A 16423-nucleotide genomic window follows, 5' to 3' on the forward strand; every position below is an offset into this window, starting at 1 on the left:
TTGGCACCCTTGACGGTCGGGGCGAGGCAAGGCTGCGATAGATAAGCTCTACAAGCTCTTATCGTAAATCTGGTAAACCTTGTTCACCTTGCTATCGATCGCTTCTGCAATCGCATTCATCCCCTGATTGTCGTCCAGGATCCATCCGATTTCGCCCCGGCTTGCGCCGAAGCGGCTGATGGAATCGCGGCGGATATATTCGATCATCATGAAAGCAAGCTGGCTTGCAAGGCGCGAAGCCTGCAGGTGCTTGACGACGCCCATCAGCGGTACGCGCATGGTCCTCACCTTGGGTGCACGCAGCCACCAAAGGAGCTTTGCCCAGCCGAAAGGAAAGAGAGAACCGTTGAGTGGCTTGATCGCCTCATTGAGATCGGGCAGCGTCATCATGAAGGCGACCGGCTCCCCCTCGACCTCAGCGATCCGGATGAGATCGTTGAAGACGATGGGCTTCAGCTTCTTGCCCGCATAGGCGATTTCCGCGTCGGTCAGGGGCACGAAGCCCCAATTGTCCGACCAGGCGTCATTCAAGATGCCAAGGATGATCGCCGCTTCCTCATCGAAACGCTTCTTGTCCACGCGGCGGATCTTTATGCGCGGGCTTTTCTCTCCCGACTGGACGATACGTTCGATGAGGGGCGGAAAACCGCGGGTGATGTCCAGTTCGTAGGTCTTGAGCTGCTTGACCGGCTTATAGCCGGCGGCTTCCACCCAGGACTCATATTCAGGGCGATTATGGCCCATCATCACCGTAGGCGGATGATCATGGCCCTGGATGAGAAGGCCGGGTTCATCCCAGATCGAGATGCTCAGCGGTCCGAGCGAACGGATCATCCCCTTGGAACGCAGCCAATCTTCGGCGGCGGTTATAAGGGCCTTCGCGCTCTCAGCGTCCTTCGCCTCCAGCAGGCCCCAATTGCCAGTGCCGGGTCCCATTCCCTGTTCCGCCGGCATTTTGAGCGCGAGATGGTCGATATGGGCGGAAATCCGGCCAGTGATCTCCGTTCCCCGCCGCGCCAGGAAATATTGCGCTTCGCCATGCTCGAACCAGGGATTTTTGCCCGGTGTCAGAAGGGCATAAACCTCGTCCTTGAGGGGCGGCACCCAATGGGCGTCATTGGCGTAAATGGTCCAGGGAAGATCGACGAAGCTCTTCAAGTCCGCTTTGGAAGAGACAGGCGTGATGGTGATGTTCTGATTGTTCATGCCTCGGACCCCCCGTTTGGGCTGAACCTGTCAAAGCCCGTCACTTTGCTTCAAATAAGGAAAGCCCTTCGACCAGCTCAGGGCGAAAGGGAAGGGCGGTTAATCCCTATCGCGCTGACGGGGATGCCCCGTTGCCAGGATGCCGCCGGACAGCTCCTTGACCCAGGGATAGCGCTTGGCCACTTCGTCGGTATAGCCCAGGTTGAAGACGGTCGGGCTCTTCTCCTTGCGCTCATGCCGTTCGTAGAATGTGCCGAACAGGCGGTCCCAAAGGAAATTGGTGATACCGTAATTGCCCTTCTCGTCGTGGAAATGATGCGCCATGTGCCGCGCCTTCATCGCCGCCAGCCATTTGTTCTTCGGCTTGTAGGAGAGGTGCTGGATGCAGTGGCAGAACTCATAGAAGCAGGTCGTCACCAGCCCTGTCGCAATGGCAATCGCTGCCCCGCCGACGCCGCCAATGGCGTAGCCCACGGGCGCCGTTGCAATCGCGATGGTGGGCAGCGTCGTATGGAGCGCGCCGAAAAGCACCTCCAGATGATTCGGATCCTGATGATGATCATAATGGATGCGCTTCCAGGTCGAGGCGAGCAACGGCACCTTGAACATCCAGTTGCTGTGGAGGACCCAGCGGTGCAGCGCATACCAGACCAGCGGATAAAGCAGGATTGCAGCGGCGATCGAGGCGAGCGTCTGGACCATCGGAGCGGGCTGATAGACCCATATTGCCGCCGTTAATGCTGCGAAGCCAAGATAGGCGATGATCGCTGGGTACTGAAAATAGGCGACCACCAGTTCACGCAGCGTCATCTTGTCCAGATGATGAGAGCGCTTCCAAAAGCTTTGCTGCTGCGTTTCAGCCCTGTTCACGTCGAAACCTCTTTGTCGTCATTACGCGCCGCGCAGGAGCGGCGCTGCTGATAGCGGTGGCCTATCACCCCGCAATAAGGCGGTTTTAGGACAAGCGCGGATTCTTGCTGCCATATTTTACGCCAGTTCGGTAGCCGGGGCTATTCCTCGGTGCGGATCAAGACGGTCTCGCCGACCAGCAGGAACAGGAAAAACGGCGCCCATGCAGCCATCAACGGCGGGTAGGCGCCAAGGTTGCCCATGGCGAGCGCGAAATTATCCGCCACGAAATAGGCAAAACCAAGCGCCATGCCGATGACCGCCCGCACAAAAAGCTTGCCCGACCGGGCAAGGCCAAAGGCGGCCACAGCACCCAGCAAGGGCATGAGGGTGGCGGAAAGCGGTCCGGAAATCTTGTGCCACAGATTGGCTTCGAGCGATTGAATTGGCCGTCCCGCGTCCTTGAGATCGGCGATGGCCAGGCGCAGTTCGCCAAAGGAAAGGCCATCGGGATCCACCTTGGACAAGGTGAACTGGTCGGGTCTTACTTCCGGTGCGACCCGCACCGTCCCGAGGCGTTCCTGCGTGCCCCGCGTAACATCGAAGCGCACAGCGTCCTCAAGTTGCCACATGCCGCCGGCATAGCGTGCCCTGGGCGCTTTGGTGATGCTGCGCAGGACATTGTCCGTGCGGGTGAAGATGCGGACGTCGCCGAGAACCGTGTCCTTGCCGCGTCCCTGCACGGTTCCGGCCTGAACCAGTTGTTCGCCGTCCCTGACCCAGACATTGGTCTTTACGCCGCTGGCCCTGGGGACGGGACCATATTCCACCTGCTGCCAGGCATCCAGCGAGGCATTCGCGCGAACGACGATGCGTTCGTCAAAGGCAAAGCTAATGGCGGCGACTATTATGCTGGTCAGAAGGAGGGGCGCGAGAACCTGATGCGCCGACAGGCCGGCGGCCTTCATCGATATGACTTCGCTGTTCTGATTGAGCGTAGCCAAGGTGATCAGCGTGCCCAGAAGCACCGAAAATGGGAGGAAGCGATCAATGATCTGCGGAACCCGCAAGCCGATATAACGCCACAATTCCGCATCGCCATTGCCGGGATAAGCCAGAATCTTTCCCGATTCACCGAGCAGGTCCAGGGTCTGCAGCACTAGTACCAGCATCGCCAGCACCGCAAAGGTGCGGACCAGGAACATCTTGGCCATGTAGAAGGCCATGGTCTTGGACGGAAAGAATTGCAGCTGCATGGCTCAGGTGACCTGCTGAAGTTTGCGGCGGCCGAAGCGGAACCATTTTCCGATCCACTTGCCGACCTTGGCGAAGGCGCGTTCCAGGGCGCCGATCGGCTGTCCGCCCGGACGATGCGCGCTCACATGATACATCCATAGGATGAGCGCGCTGAACAGCAGGAAGGGCACCCAAAGCGCGATGATGGGGCTGACGATTCCGAGCGCACCCAAGGATTCCGCATATTCATTGATCTTGTGGTATGTGACGATGAACACCACCGACAGGAAAACGCCGAGCGCGGAAGTCGATCGCTTGGGCGGCACGGCAAAGGCAATTGCCGCCAGGGGCAATAGCAGCATCATTGCGACCTCGACCAGACGGAAGTGAAAATTGGCACGGGCCTCGTTGCGCAATCTTTCGCTCGGATTGCTATCGCTTCCCGCCTTCACCAACTCGGGAATGGTGAGTTCCAGGTCGGCATCCCCCCGGCCGCGGAACGCTTCGATCTGGGGCAGGTCGATGGGCAGATCGTGCGAGCTGAAGCTCAGGATGCGGGGGGATTCATATTTGGGCGATTCGTGGACCAATACGCCATTTTTGAGCCGGAAGATGATCGTGTCGGGATCATCGGTCGCAAGGAATGTGCCTCGTGATGCGGTGACTGCAAGCGACTGCCCGCTCTTATCCTCGATCCGCACGAAAATGCCATAAAGATCACGGCCATTTTCCCGGCTTTCCTCAATGCGGAGCGTCATGCGCTTGCCGAGATTGGTAAACTCGCCGACCTTGATCGATGCGCCGAGCGCGCCCGACCTCAGTTCGAATCGCAATCCTTCATAGGCATAGCGGGCATAGGGCTGGACAAAGCCGACAATGGCGAGGTTCACGAGCGCAAGGCCAATTGCGTACATATAGGGGACACGCAGCAACCGGCCATAGCTGAGGCCCACCGCCCGAAAGACATCGAGTTCCGACGAAAGGGCCAGCCGGCGGAAAGCGAGCAGGATTCCAAGCATCAGGCCGATGGGAATCCCCAGGGAAAGATATTCGGGGATGAGATTCGCCAGCATCCGCCACACGACGCTGACCGGACCACCTTCTGCCGCGACGAAGTCGAACAGGCGCAGCATCTTGTCCAGAACGAGCAGCATCGCCGCGATCACCAATGTCCCAAGAAGGGGCAAGGCGATCTGGCGCGCCAGATAACGGTCGGTGGCACTAAGCATTTTCAATATCTGGTCGTCCCGTCACCATGTTTTGGCCGCAAATACTATCCATATCCTCGAAGCGGGGCGAACAGGGCCGCCCGTCTGGTGGTGGTGTCAGCCGGGCTATAGCTTCCAGGAGTCTATTGGTCATGTTGAATTTTGCGGGCAAATCAGTGGCAGTGGCGGTATCCGCCGCTTTCACCGTATTTATGCCCTTGGGCGCCGAGGCTGCCGCAATCGGCCCGCACGCCGCCCTGTGCGATAATGGCGGCAGCGCCGTGCTGGTGCAGGTCGAAGGATTGAAAAGCCGGACCGGCAAGCTTCGCGTGCAACTCTATACCAACAACAGCCGCACCTTCCTTGAAAAGGGCGAGTGGCTGGAGCGTGTCGATGTGCCGGTGCCTTCATCAGGCGGCGCCAATGTTTGCGTCCCTGTGCCCAAGCCCGGCAGCTATGCCATTTCCGTACGGCACGACGTGAACGGCAATGGCAAGAGCGACCGCAAGGACGGGGGCGGCTTTTCGGGGAATCCCGATGTCAGCCTTGGCGACCTCATCAGCAAGAAAAAGCCGAGCATGAGCAAGGCCGAATTTTCGGTGGGGAATGAGACGCGGCCAATTCGCGTGGTCCTCAATTATGTGCAGGGGCTCTCTTTCGAGCCGCTGAAACGGAACAGATAGGGTCATGACGGCGATGGTGTGCGTGGCGCTCTTGTCCAATCCAAAATCGACGGGAAACCGCGCCATTTTGCCGCGTGTGCGCAGCTATTGCGCCAATCATCCGGATATTTTCCATTATGAGGTCGAACATGTCGACCAGATCGGCAGGGCGCTGCAGACCATAGCCCGTGTCAATCCGGCGGTCATCGTCATCAATGGCGGCGACGGGACGGTGCAATCGGCGCTCACCGAGTTATACCAGGGTGAGCATTTCAAAGGGAAAGTGCCACCCATCGCCGTGCTCCCCAATGGCAAGACCAACCTGATCGCGCTCGACCTCGGTATTCATGGCGACCCCTTGAAGGCGCTCGATCGGATTGTGGAGCTTGCCAAGACCGGGCTTAAGGATCATGTCGTGGCGCGGGAATTGATCGCCCTGTCCGATGGCCAAGCGGATAGCAGGCCAGTGCTGGGCATGTTTCTGGGTGGGGCGGGCCTTGCGGATTATATCCTCTATTGCCGTCACCGTATCTATCCGCTTGGCTTGTCCAACGGGCTTAGCCATTTCCTGACGGCCCTGGCGGTCGTGTTTTCGCTGCTGCTCGGGATCAGCGGTAAATATATGCCGCCCAGGGCGCGGCCCATAGAGGTGTCGCTGATCAGGGAAGGCCAGTTGAGGGGCCGTTTCTCCCTGCTGATCGTGACTACCCTGGAACGGCTGCTTCTGGGCGCGCGCACCGGCAACGGGGTTGAAGCCGTCGGCAGCATGAAGCTGATGGCAGTCGATCACAGTCTTTCCGCGTTGTTCCGGATGCTCTTCGCCAGCGTCTCCGGCAAGCTCGGAAAGCGGAAGCTGACGGGCATCCACCTTGAGCGCGGCGATATGATCCGCATCGAGGGGGAGCATAGCAGTGTCATCCTGGACGGAGAGCTGTTCGAAGCGGATGCGGGCAAGCCGATTGTGCTGACATCCACGCCGCCCGTTCCCTTCCTGAGGCTGGCGGCGTAAGTAGCAGGTCTTTATTAAGAGGGCCGATGCTGGCGGCGGAAGCTCTGTGTTCCCTCTCCCATGGGGAGAGGATATGAAGGCTTGACTGCTTGGACCTAGCCGGAGTTGGTGAGGGGCTGTGCCCTATCAGTAGCGGAACCCCTCACCCAACTTCGACTAGGACTGGCTTTGCCAGCCCAAGTCTGCGTAACCCTCTCCCCATGGGAGAGGGAACAGAGAATGCCCCTCGACCCGATATAACCTTTGGTTTTTCATATCACCCTATGATGCCGTCCCTGTCTCACCTCATAGCTGCCGAACTTTCCGAGCCAGTCGATCCGCGCGTGTCGGCCATGGCGGAGGCGCTCGCCGCGCGCTACCCGGGCGCGGCGCGCTCCGTCCTTTTTTATGGGTCGTGCCTAAGGCAGCAGCAGCTTGAGGGGCTGATGCTGGATTTCTACCTGATCGTTTCCGATTACCGCGCTGCTTATGGGAAGAGCTGGCTTGTCGCTGCGAACCGCTTCATTCCGCCCAATGTCTTCCCCTTCAGCCATGATGGCCTTGCCGCCAAATATGCCGTGCTGAGCGAAGCGGATTTTGACCGGCTCAACTCCCTCCAAGCCGGCAATGTTTCGGTATGGGCGCGCTTTGCCCAGCCTGCCCGCCTGGTCTGGACGGCCGGAGAGGATGCCCGGCAAGCAGCGATCAAGGCGATCGCCAAGGCGGCGCCCACGCTGCTTGCGCTTGCAGCCCCTGCGGCGAAGGGGGAAGGGCTGGACCTCTGGCGCACCGGATTTGCGCTTACCTATAATGCCGAGCTTCGGGCGGAGCGTAAGGGGCGGTCCGGTTCGATCATCGATGCGGATGAGGAGCGCTATCGCCGTTTCACCGGCCCTGCCCTCGAAGCGGCGGGTCTTTTTGGGCGGCCTGGCTTCTCAGTTGCGGAAATCGCCGCCAATGCCCGCCGCTGGCGGAGCTTGCAGCGGCAGGGCAAATTGCTGACGCTGCTTCGCCTGGCCAAGGCAAGCTTCACCTTTGCTGGCGGCATCGACTATCTCGCGTGGAAGATCAACAGGCATGCAGGGACCGAAATCTTGCTGAAGCCTTGGCAGCGCCGCTGGCCTATTCTTGGCGCTGTCAGCTTGTTGCCGCGGCTGTTGTCTCGCGGAGCTGTTCGTTGACCTGGCGAGCCGAGAGCGCCTTTCCAATGGCCGCCGACAAGGCCGCAATGGTGTAGGGCTTGCGCAGCAATTCGCATCCCTCGAACATGGCTGCATTATCGATGTCGCCAGCGAAGCCCGAGACAAACAAAACGGGAATGGAGGGATGCGATTTGCGTAAATGCGCCACCATTTCCGGTCCCGTCATATCCGGCATCAGGACGTCCGAAACGATCAACTGAATGTCCGCATGGCTTTCCAGAAGGCTGGCGGCCTTCATGGGATGGTCGCATGCAATCGGGTGATGGCCCAGGTCAACCAGCGCGTCGATCGTGGCGGACAGGACACGTGGATCGTCTTCCACGACCAATATGGTCAATCCGGCGTCATGCTCTACGGCCTCGTGTGATGGCATTTGGTGGCCGAAGTCCTTGTTCTGTTCTTCGGCCACATGGTGCCTTGGCAGATACAGCAGAACCTCCGTGCCCGTGCCGACCTCTGACTGGATCTGGATCTCGCCCCGGCATTGGCCGACAAAGCCGAAAAGCTGACTGAGCCCCAAGCCCGTGCCTTTGCCCACGGGCTTGGTGGTAAAGAAGGGTTCGAACACGCGCGAGAGCACTTCGGGCGGCATGCCGCAGCCCGTGTCCTCGACGCTCAGCACGATATAGTCGCCCTCGGAACATTCGCCGATCTCGCCTGAAGCAAGCTGCGCCTGCTGGGTAGAGATGGTGAGTGTACCCTTGCCATCCATTGCGTCCCGCGCGTTGACCGCCAGATTGAGGATGGCATTTTCAAGCTGGTGCCGGTCCACCCAGATTTTCCATCCCTCAGTGCCGGGCACCGTCTTGACCTTGATCTGATCCCCGATTGTCCGGTCGATGAGCTCGGTCATGCCGCAGATGAGGTCATCGGGATCGATGACCTGCGGCAGCAGCGGCTCTGAACGTGCGAAGGCAAGTAGCCGGCGCGTGAGGGCAGAGGCGCGGTTCGCGCCCTCCATGGCATTGGCGATGTGCCGCTCGGCGTGCGCGGGATCCTGATGAAGCTTGCGCCGGGCAAGCTCCAGCCCGCCGACCACCACCGCGAGCATATTGTTGAAGTCATGCGCGATGCCGCCGGTCAGTTGGCCGACAGCTTCCATCTTCTGCATCTGCCGCAGGCTCTCTTCGGCCGCGGCGCGCTCGGCCGCCTCGCGGTGGAGTTTCTCATTGGCGATCTTCAGTTCCAGCGTGCGCGAGGTGACCGCTTCTTCCAGGTCAGCGGCGCGGAGGGATTCGGCCTCTGCAAGGCGGCTGGCGTGGCGGCGGTCGCTGAGCGCTGCATTGGCTGCCCAGCCCATGCCAAGCGCCCCGACCAGGATGATCAGGCCGAAGATGCGATAGGTGCTCGACAATGTTTCCGACCGGCTTTCAGTTGCGCTCACCGCCTTGCTGCGTTTTTCAAGCACCGCTTCCTCGGCCTTGATGACTTGCTTCAGCAGCGCGTTGATACGCGCCAGGCTTTCGGCTTGGCCGGCCTGGTGGAAACGGGCGAGGGAGCCCATTTTCTGATCATAGCTGGTGCGCAGGGCAATGTCGTTCAGTTCCCTGCCGCGTTCCAGATAGGCGTCGCGAAGTTGCGCCACCAGCACCTTCTGCGCCGGGTCCTTCCGCGTTTCCCGCGCGAGAAGCTCTAGCTGCTGACCCGCCTTGCCCCATTCCGACTGATAGACGCGGCCGACATCCTTGTCGGTGCTGATCACATATCGGGCGAGCGTCGATTCCGAGCGCGAAATCGTGGCGTCGAGAGCGCGGGCGATGTTCATCACCACGAAGCTGTGCCGCTGAGAGGTGAGCGCCTGGTCCCGCTCCTTGCTCGCCTGCGAGACAAAGAACAGCAGGGCCGCCAAGGTAAGCGAAAGACCCGCTGCGAAGAACAGCGGCAGGAAACGTCCAATCAGCGCCTGCAGGCGCGCGTTCGGCTCTTCAGCGAATATGTCCCGGTCCTCCGGTTTTTCCCCAACATAACCGATGCGGTGACTCGTGCAAAGATACCGATTTGACGCCGGAACCGATCAGTCCCTAGCTGATACAGCCCACTGCGCGGCCCGCGGCCGCGAACATATCCAGGATCTGCCCGACCTGCTCGCTGGAATGTTCGGCGCAAAGCGAACAGCGCAGGAGATAGGTGCCTGCTGGGGTAGCCGGCGGGCGGGCCATGTTGACGTAAAGGCCAAGCTCCAGCAGCGCCTGCCACATGGCAACGGCCTGCGTCTGGTCGGTGAGGATCACTGCGATAATGGCCGATTGGGGTGTTTCGGTCCCAAGCTTGAAGCCGAGCTCCATAAGACCATTGTGCAGCCGGCGGCTGTTTTCCCACAGATGGGCGCGCTTTTCGCCCGCGTGCATCAGCTTGCGGATCGAGGTCGCCGCCGTTGCAACCACGCTGGGCGGCAGGGAGGCGGTAAAGACATAGGGACGGCAGACGAGCCGGAGCACATCGAATTTCGGATGGTTCGAGACGCAGAAGCCGCCGACCGTGCCGACCGACTTTGAAAAGGTGCCGACCACGAAATCAATGTCGCCCTCGCAGCCCAATTCCTCGAAGACGCCGCGGCCATTGGGACCGAAAAAGCCCATGCCATGTGCCTCATCGCACAGGATCATCGTATTGGGATGCTTCTTCACCGCGGCGACCATGGCAGGGAGAGGGGCGATGTCGCCCAGCATCGAATAGACGCCCTCCAGCACCACCAGCTTTTGGGCTTCGGCGGGCAGCCGGCCGAGGCGCTTGTCCAGATCCTCGACGCTGTTGTGGCGGAAACGGACGATTTCCGCAGTGCCGAGGCTGCAGCCATCATAGATGGAGGCGTGGCTGTCCGCGTCCAGGACCACATAGTCGCCCTTGCCCGCGAGAGTGGAGATCATGCCGAGATTGGCCTGATAACCGGTCGAGAAGACCATGGCATGGGCGGTGCCGTAGAACTCCTTCAGCGCCTCTTCGACCTCCTTATGCCCTTGATAGGTGCCGTTGAGGACGCGGCTGCCGGTGGTGCCGGAACCGAAATTGTCGAGCGCATCCTTGCCTGCCTGGATCACATCGGCGTCAAAGGTCATGCCCATATAATTATAGGTGCCGAGCAGGATGGTTTCCTTGCCCTTGATCACCGCCAGCGTAGGGGACTTCACCTCGTCCATCACGATCGCAAAGGGATCGCGCACGCCAGTGGCGAGCAACGCCTCGCGCTCAGCAATGAGGGGATCGAACTTGGAGAAAAGGTCAGTCATTCCGTGCTTTCATCGGTAAGTTCAGGGTGACGGGAAATAGTTCAACCCTTCAGCTTCGCCACTGCATCCACCAGTTGTCCAACGGTTTCGATCTCCGCCTGCATGTTCATGGTGATGATGATGTCGAATTCATCCTCAATGGCGGCGACGAAGTCCATGACCGTCAGGCTGTCCCACTCCAGATCGCCCGCAAAACTAGTGTTTTCGGTCAGATCCACGCCCTTCTTGTTAAAGGGCTCGATCTGCGCGGCCACGCTGTCGAAAATGTCCTGGCGGTTGGTCATGTTTTGTGTACGTCCCTTTGTGCTGGCGCGGATGCTTGCCAACAGACAAGCCCATTTGGCAAGCGAATAAGGCGGCAATCGGGCATGATCTTGCCCTAATCCGCAAAGGATGCGATGCTTTTCCGGGTTTCCGGGGTGCGGCCGATGGCGGATGTCGATATTGCGGAGGTTCAGGGCGCAGAGGAAGGCGCCGCGCTTTCACCCAATAGCGTGCACCTTGTCCGCACCGCACAGCTCGCCAATCTGCAACTCAGTCAAATGGCCGATCAGAAGGCAAATATGCTGATGGGCGCGACCTTCCTGGTTTTTACGCTGTCCATGGGAGAGATGAAGAGCAGCGCCTTCCTGGGTCCTTTTGCCATATTGGCCTTCGCTGCCTTTTTCTCCGCGCTTTTCGCCGTGCTGAGCGTGCTGCCGAAAGTTACCCATGCGCATGGTCCGGTGGGAGAGGATGACAATATCCTGTTCTTCGGTGTCTTCACCAGCATGGGGGAAAGCGAGTTTGTCGACCGGGTCATCGGCAGGCTGAAGAATGACGAAACCCTATGCCGCACCATGCTGCGCGACCTTTATCAGAACGGGCAGGTGCTGCAGCGGAAAAAGTACAGGTTCCTGGGCTATGCCTATCGCATTTTCCTGACCGGTCTGGTGCTGAGTTTTGCGGTCTTCGTGGGCGAGTTGGCGGCGGCGCGAATCGGTTGAGGGCTCAGCCCGTCAGTCTTTGCCCGCCCTACGGGCAGTCGAAGGGCAGCGACGACGGGAAATTGGGTCAGATAAAATGTGTGACGTTCACCAATTTTGGCCTATTTCAGCCAACCCTGCTCCCGATACCATTCCGCCGCGTTCTTCAGGCCCGCCCGGGTCCCGACCTGCGGCTCCCAAAGCCAGGATGGCGGGCGTTTTGCAGGGTCCACCACCCAATCGGGGTGGCAGAAATAACTGACCCGGTCGGCCGTGAGCTTGGCCTTCGTGCCGCGCAGCATGCCGTCGGCGCGGGCGGCCAGGTGAAGGAGGGCGCGGGGGGTAGAGAGAGTAGCAACGCGGCGGCCGACGGCCGAGCCAATGGCGCGGCCGAAGCTTTGGTGGCTCCAGCCGCCCTCCAGCCCGTCATCGGCCTCATAAATGGCGCCTATGCTTTCTTCTTCATCCTGAGCGCAGGCGAGGAGAAGGCGGGCGAGGTCGCTCACCTCTATGACCGACAGGCGGCCTTTTGGCGGGAGAAGGACGAGACCCCTGCGGGCAAGGCGGAACAGCTCCAGCAATTCGGTGTCGCCGGGGCCGTAAATGGCGGGCGGGCGGATGATCGTCCAGTCGAGCCCGCTTGCCATCACGATCTGTTCCGCCCGCCGCTTCGACCAGCCATAATGCGAGAGTTGCGGTTCCCGCGCGGAAAGCGAGGAGACGTGAATGAAACGGCAGACCCCGGCCCTGCGGGCGGCGCGGACCACTGCGAGAGTGCCAGCGGCATTGCCCATTTTGAAGCCTGCCCGGTCAGGAGCGTTCACGACGCCCGCGATATGGAGAACGGCGTCGGCGTCCGCCATCAGATCGGCCAGGCGCTCGTCGCGGTCCAGCGCGCCTTCGATCCAGGTGACCCCGGCGCACACGTCCTGGGGGCGGCGGGTGAGGGCATTGAGGGTCAGATTCTGCGCGCAGGCGAGGGTCACGACAGTCCGGCCGACGAAACCGGTGCCGCCCGTGATGGCGAGGCGAAGGGGTAGGGGGCTGGCGGGCATGTGCAAGATTCAAAAACCGGAATGTGCGTCAAAGGGAGTCACAGCATCACCATATGGTCGCGGTGAACCAGAACCGAGCGTGCAACCCCACCCAGAATTCGCGCGATTTCATCGGAGCGGTGACCAGCAATGCGAACGGCATCGCTGCTGTCATATTCCGACAGGCCGCGGGCGAGAAGGCGGCCATCCTCGGACAGGATATCAACAACGTCGCCGCGCGCGAACGCACCGGCGACCTGGCGTACCCCAGCGGGCAGCAGGCTGTTGCCGTTGGCGAGCGCCTTTGCCGCGCCCATGTCGATCGTGATGTGCCCCCGGATGGAGAGGCGCCCAGCAAGCCATTTCTTGCGCGCGCCGGGGCTTTCCGCCGCATGGAAAACGGTGCCTCTGCCGGTCTCCGCAAAGGCGCTCAGCGGATGGTCCGTGTGGCCGGTGATGATGGCGAGGTGAACGCCCGCCTTGTTGGCGATCTTCGCCGCCTCGATCTTGGACAGCATTCCGCCCGATCCCATGCCGGAAGAAGAGCCGCCATCGGCCATGGCAACTATATCGTCCGTAATCGCCTCGACATGCTCTACCAGGCGGGCATCGGGATTTCTGTGGGGGTTGGCGGTGTAGAGGCCGTCAATGTCTGAAAGCAGGAGGACGGCCCTTGCATCGGCGGCCTGAGCGATGCGGGCAGCCAGCCGGTCATTGTCGCCGAACCGGATCTCCTCGGTCGCTACGCTGTCATTCTCATTGACGACGGGGATGACGTTGAGGCCAAGCAGGCGTTCCAGCGTGGCAGAGGCATTGAGGTAGCGGCGGCGATGCTCAAGATCGTCGAGCGTAACGAGGATCTGCGCGGCGCTCAGGCCCTTGGCCCCCAGCAGCTCAGCCCATTTATGCGAGAGCGCGATCTGGCCAGCGGCGGCGGCGGCCTGCGCATCCTCGATACAGCTCCGGCCGCCCTTGGGCAGCTTCAGGCGGCGGGCGCCGAGCGCGATCGCGCCTGAGGATACGATGATGATCTGCTGCCCTGCCGCATGGCGCGCGGCGATGTCCTCGATCACCGTCTTCAGCCAATCTTCCCGAATCTGACCGTCAGGATCGACGAGCAGGGAGGAGCCGATCTTGACGACGATGCGGCTCCAATGGGCGGGATCGAAGCCGTTTACAGGGGGGACCATGCCTGATGGTCCCCCTGGTCTTCGTCATCTTCATCTTCCTGGTCAGCGTCGAGCAGCGGGATCACCTGATCCAGAAGGGCCGCAACGCCCGCACCAGTCGCGCCAGAGATCGTATAGATATTCTCCGCCCCAGCCTCGCCAAGTTCAGCCGCGATGTCGTCCATCAGCTCCTGGTCGAGGAGGTCGCCCTTGTTGAGCGCCAGCAATTGCGGCTTTTCATCAAGGCCCGCACCATAGGCGGCGAGTTCGTCCTGGACGATGTTCCAGGCCGCGACCGGATCGTCGCCCGTCGCGTCGACCAGATGCAGGAGTACCCGGCAGCGTTCGATATGGCCCAGGAAACGGTCGCCAATGCCCGCTCCCTCAGCCGCGCCCTCGATCAGGCCGGGAATGTCCGCGATCACGAACTCGCGGTCGCGATGGCTGACGACGCCAAGCTGAGGCTTGGTGGTGGTGAAGGGATAGGCGCCGACCTTTGCCTTGGCATTGGTGATCTGATTGATGAAGGTGGACTTGCCTGCGTTGGGGAGGCCGACAAGGCCCACATCCGCCAGCAGCTTGAGCCGGAGCCAGACCCACATTTCCTCGCCAGGCCAGCCGGTGCCATGCTGGCGCGGGGCGCGGTTGGTGCTGCTCTTGTAGCTGGCATTGCCACGCCCGCCATCGCCGCCGCGCAGAAGCGTGATGCGCTGTCCGGGCTTGGTAAAATCGGCGAGCAGATTCTCACCGTCATCGGAGATGACCTGTGTTCCCACCGGCACCTTGATGACAAGGTCGCCGCCGCCCGCGCCCGTGCGGTTCTTGCCGGCGCCAGGAGTGCCGCGCGGGGCCTTGAAATGCTGGGTGTAGCGGAAGTCGATGAGCGTGTTGAGCCCTTCGATCGCCTCGAAAATGATGTCGCCGCCTTTGCCGCCGTCACCGCCGTCGGGGCCGCCATATTCAACAAATTTCTCGCGCCGGAAACTCACCGCGCCAGGGCCGCCTGCGCCCGAGCGGATGAAGATCTTGGCCTGATCCAGGAAATGCATGGGCGTGCATGTAGGATGGAATGGGGGAAATGGCTAGTAGCCATCCTCCCCGAGTTTGGCTTGGGGAGGGGGGGGCAAGCTCCGGCGCCCCTTGCGCCGGCAGGAGCCCCGCTAAGCTTTCAGCTTTGCCGAAGAATAGCGGGGTCCCTGCCTTCGCAGTGACGACGGTTCACAGTCATTCAAGCAGCCAATGCCTGATCCAGATAGAGGGCCGCCGATAGATTCGGTCGCATCTCCACAAGTTCGCCCTCCTCGAACAGGGCGCTGGGTGCCTGTTCGCCACGGCCCCTGCTATAGCGCAGGGAAACGCGGCCGGTGGGGCGGAAGCCGATCTTGCGCAGGACGTTGCCGGAGGCGGGATTGTCCAGGAAGTGCCCGGCCTTCAGCTTTGGCAGGTTCATCGCGCGCGCAATCTGGACGACCGCCCGGCTGGCTTCAGTGGCAAATCCCAGGCCCCAATAGGGACGGGCAATCCAATAGCCGAGTTCCAGATCAGTGCCGTCCTGCATGATGCCGCAGCCGCCGACGAGGCGAGGCGCGCCCAAGGTGCGGGAAAAAATCAGGAACTGCGTCAGCGCCGATTCCTGCACGCGCTCCAGAAATTGCGCGGCATCAGTTTCGGCATAGGGCCAGGGCGCACGCGCCAGGTTACGGATGATGCCTTCATCTCCGATGGCGGCGGCAAGCGCGGAAGCGTCTTCACGCCAGCCGGGCCGGAGCAGCAGTCTTTCGGTACGGGCAAACATCGATATTCTCCTTTGTGTTGCCAGTCGCTATGCTCTGTTTCGGTTACGGCTTAGCGACATTGGCGGCCCATGTGCGCCTTCGCGCGGCGGGGCGAGCCAATTGCAAGGGAGAATAAAAAAGGGAGACCGGGGCGTCCCGTCTCCCTTGAAAATCAGATCCGTCCACCGGATCCTCGGGTCGCCCTGGCGGACGACCCTGTCATTGGTTCGTCCGAATTATTCTGCGGCTTCAGCCATCATGTCCACATGCACATATTTGCGGCCCAGCTTGCCTTCATGGAAGGATACGCGGCCTTCAGCGAGCGCGAAGAGCGTGTGATCCTTGCCAATCCCGACATTGCGGCCCGGATAGAATTTCGTACCGCGCTGACGCACCAGGATGTTGCCGCCGATGACCTGCTGGCCGCCGAACTTCTTCACGCCAAGGCGTTTGGACTCTGAGTCGCGACCGTTGCGCGAGGAGCCGCCTGCTTTCTTATGTGCCATTTCCTATGCTCCTTCTTGTCTCAGGCTTCGCCGGCTTCGGCGGCGGGCGCTTCGTCGGCCTTCGCGGCTTTCTTCGGCGCGGCCTTCTTTTCCGCGCCGATGCTCAGGATCTTCAGGATCGTGTGCTGCTGGCGATGGCCATTCTTGCGGCGGTAATTGTGCCGGCGGCGCTTCTTAAAGACGATAACCTTCTCGCCCTTCGCCTGCGCAATGATTTCCGCCTGAACGGTCAGGCCCTTGGTGTCCTTCAGCTCGGTGCCTTCGCCCGCGAGCAGGACATCGTCCAGCGCAACCGTCGCACCGGCATCACCGGCCAGCTTTTCGACTACGATCTTGTCTCCTGCGGCAACACGATATTGCTTGCCGCCCGTGCGCACAACAGCGAACATGGCTTGT

General features: G+C 61.0%; 17 protein-coding genes. 4 read left to right on the forward strand and 13 right to left on the reverse strand.

Features of this window, described 5'->3' with window-relative positions; all coding sequences use genetic code 11:
• Nucleotides 1-48: 48 nt before the first annotated feature.
• The 4 genes from VJS46_RS09400 to lptF all read right to left on the reverse strand — a co-directional run bounded on the left by VJS46_RS09400 (nt 49) and on the right by lptF (nt 4520).
• Nucleotides 49-1206, reverse strand: coding sequence for an N-acetyltransferase (locus VJS46_RS09400; protein ID WP_324059771.1), 1158 nt, complete (start codon nt 1204-1206; stop codon nt 49-51).
• 99 nt (nt 1207-1305) lie between these two features.
• Nucleotides 1306-2016 (reverse strand): sterol desaturase family protein, encoded by a 711-nt coding sequence (locus tag VJS46_RS09405; RefSeq protein WP_324059799.1) that lies wholly within the window; start codon nt 2014-2016, stop codon nt 1306-1308.
• 200 nt (nt 2017-2216) lie between these two features.
• Complete coding sequence (gene lptG, locus VJS46_RS09410) at nt 2217-3311, reverse strand: LPS export ABC transporter permease LptG (RefSeq protein WP_324059772.1); 1095 nt, start codon at nt 3309-3311, stop codon at nt 2217-2219.
• Between the two features lie 3 nt (nt 3312-3314).
• Nucleotides 3315-4520, reverse strand: a complete 1206-nt coding sequence (gene lptF, locus VJS46_RS09415) for an LPS export ABC transporter permease LptF (protein ID WP_324059800.1) — start codon at nt 4518-4520, stop codon at nt 3315-3317.
• A gap of 131 nt (nt 4521-4651) precedes the next feature.
• Between lptF and VJS46_RS09420 the strand changes: the two genes are divergently transcribed.
• The 3 genes from VJS46_RS09420 (at nt 4652) to VJS46_RS09430 (ending at nt 7330) form a co-directional block, all read left to right on the forward strand.
• Complete coding sequence (locus VJS46_RS09420; RefSeq protein WP_324059773.1) at nt 4652-5182, forward strand: DUF2141 domain-containing protein; 531 nt, start codon at nt 4652-4654, stop codon at nt 5180-5182.
• 13 nt (nt 5183-5195) lie between these two features.
• Complete coding sequence (locus VJS46_RS09425) at nt 5196-6170, forward strand: diacylglycerol/lipid kinase family protein (protein ID WP_324059801.1); 975 nt, start codon at nt 5196-5198, stop codon at nt 6168-6170.
• Nucleotides 6171-6433: 263 nt separating this feature from the next.
• Nucleotides 6434-7330 carry a hypothetical protein gene (locus VJS46_RS09430; protein ID WP_324059774.1) on the forward strand — a complete coding sequence of 299 codons (897 nt, stop codon included), beginning with the start codon at nt 6434-6436 and terminating at the stop codon, nt 7328-7330.
• Here the strand turns inward: VJS46_RS09430 and VJS46_RS09435 are convergent.
• From VJS46_RS09435 to VJS46_RS09445, 3 genes are all read right to left on the reverse strand, one after another.
• Nucleotides 7287-9287: an ATP-binding protein gene (locus VJS46_RS09435; RefSeq protein ID WP_414707996.1), complete on the reverse strand. Its 2001-nt coding sequence runs from the start codon at nt 9285-9287 to the stop codon at nt 7287-7289. The two genes, VJS46_RS09430 and VJS46_RS09435, sit on opposite strands and share 44 nt — an antisense overlap.
• Before the next feature lie 85 nt (nt 9288-9372).
• Nucleotides 9373-10578, reverse strand: coding sequence for a serine palmitoyltransferase (gene spt / locus VJS46_RS09440; RefSeq protein WP_324059776.1), 1206 nt, complete (start codon nt 10576-10578; stop codon nt 9373-9375).
• A 41-nt stretch (nt 10579-10619) separates the two neighbouring features.
• Complete coding sequence (locus VJS46_RS09445; protein ID WP_324059777.1) at nt 10620-10862, reverse strand: acyl carrier protein; 243 nt, start codon at nt 10860-10862, stop codon at nt 10620-10622.
• Between the two features lie 114 nt (nt 10863-10976).
• Here VJS46_RS09445 and VJS46_RS09450 point away from each other — a divergent pair, with 114 nt between their 5' ends.
• Nucleotides 10977-11564: a Pycsar system effector family protein gene (locus VJS46_RS09450; RefSeq protein ID WP_324059778.1), complete on the forward strand. Its 588-nt coding sequence runs from the start codon at nt 10977-10979 to the stop codon at nt 11562-11564.
• 101 nt (nt 11565-11665) lie between these two features.
• Here the strand turns inward: VJS46_RS09450 and VJS46_RS09455 are convergent, their stop codons facing one another.
• From VJS46_RS09455 to rplU, 6 genes are all read right to left on the reverse strand, one after another.
• Complete coding sequence (locus VJS46_RS09455; RefSeq protein WP_324059779.1) at nt 11666-12598, reverse strand: NAD-dependent epimerase/dehydratase family protein; 933 nt, start codon at nt 12596-12598, stop codon at nt 11666-11668.
• Between the two features lie 38 nt (nt 12599-12636).
• Complete coding sequence (proB, locus tag VJS46_RS09460; RefSeq protein ID WP_324059780.1) at nt 12637-13767, reverse strand: glutamate 5-kinase; 1131 nt, start codon at nt 13765-13767, stop codon at nt 12637-12639.
• Nucleotides 13752-14795, reverse strand: coding sequence for a GTPase ObgE (gene obgE / locus VJS46_RS09465; RefSeq protein WP_324059781.1), 1044 nt, complete (start codon nt 14793-14795; stop codon nt 13752-13754). Before obgE ends, proB begins: the two co-directional genes overlap by 16 nt.
• 179 nt (nt 14796-14974) lie before the next feature.
• Nucleotides 14975-15541, reverse strand: coding sequence for a GNAT family N-acetyltransferase (locus VJS46_RS09470; RefSeq protein WP_324059782.1), 567 nt, complete (start codon nt 15539-15541; stop codon nt 14975-14977).
• A gap of 216 nt (nt 15542-15757) precedes the next feature.
• On the reverse strand, nt 15758-16027 hold the full coding sequence (gene rpmA, locus VJS46_RS09475) for a 50S ribosomal protein L27 (RefSeq protein ID WP_184475205.1): 270 nt from the start codon (nt 16025-16027) through the stop codon (nt 15758-15760).
• A 20-nt stretch (nt 16028-16047) separates the two neighbouring features.
• Complete coding sequence (gene rplU, locus VJS46_RS09480) at nt 16048-16416, reverse strand: 50S ribosomal protein L21 (RefSeq protein ID WP_324059783.1); 369 nt, start codon at nt 16414-16416, stop codon at nt 16048-16050.
• Nucleotides 16417-16423: the final 7 nt, after the last annotated feature.

It is taken from the genome of Rhizorhapis sp. (genome assembly GCF_035276005.1).
Lineage (GTDB): Bacteria > Pseudomonadota > Alphaproteobacteria > Sphingomonadales > Sphingomonadaceae > Rhizorhapis.